At 60.6% G+C, this 869-nt stretch carries 1 pseudogene; it reads right to left on the reverse strand.

What is annotated here, in order from left to right:
• Positions 1 to 787: pseudogene (locus DW2_RS19580) on the reverse strand (transposase); the annotation flags it as partial.
• Positions 788 to 869: the final 82 nt, after the last annotated feature.

Here is an 869-nt window from a genome sequence, read left to right on the forward strand (position 1 = left end):
TAGCCGACCTTGGCGCAGACCTGCTCGAGCGTCTGCACGACGTCCTCGCCCCGGTAGGTGAAGCGGGGATCGGCCGCCGGGCACAGCCGGGAATGGGTGCCCACAATCGTCAGGATGCGAATCTTCTTGCCCATGGCGAGCTGATCGTGAACGAAGTCCATCGCCCAGACATCGTTCGGGCCGATGGCTTCCTGGCGGTCCTCCCGCAGCTTCGCCTTCACCCGGCGCTTCGGGTGCTTGTTGCGCAGCTGAAGGCCCAACTCGTTGTAAATCCTGCGGGTCTTCTTCATGTTGATGATCCACCCCTCTCGCCGAAGCAGGACATGCACACGGCGATAGCCGTATCGCACGCGTGTCTCGCAGATCTCCTTGATCCGCCGCTCGACGGCAGCCTGATGCGTCCGCCGGGACTTGTAGTGGTAGCTGGACGTGTCGAAGCAGATGGCCCCACAAGCCTTCCTTATCGACACGCCCCAGTCGACGCACATCCCGGTCACAATCTCTCGCAGACGCCCAGGCTTCAGAGCTTTCGCCGGATCACATCCTGCAACATCTCCCGGTCCAGCGTCAGGTCCGCGACGATCTTCTTCAGCCGCGCGTTTTCGTCCTCGAGCGCCTTCAACCGACGCATCTCGTCTGGCAGCAAGCCGCCATACTTTTTCTTCCAGTTGAAATAGGTCGCCTGACTTATCCCAGCCTTGCGGCAGATCTCAGCGACCGGCGTTCCCTGCTCGCCCTGCTTCAGGATGAACGCCTTTTGCGCTTCCGTGAACTTCGATGCTTTCATGCGTTTCCGCTCCTCTCCCAGCCAGGAAAGCTTAGCCGAAAACTCCAGCTTCAAACGGTCCAGTTTTCAGGGGGCAGAGCAC

Origin of the sequence: Thioclava atlantica, assembly GCF_000737065.1 — a bacterium.
Taxonomy (GTDB): domain Bacteria; phylum Pseudomonadota; class Alphaproteobacteria; order Rhodobacterales; family Rhodobacteraceae; genus Thioclava; species Thioclava atlantica.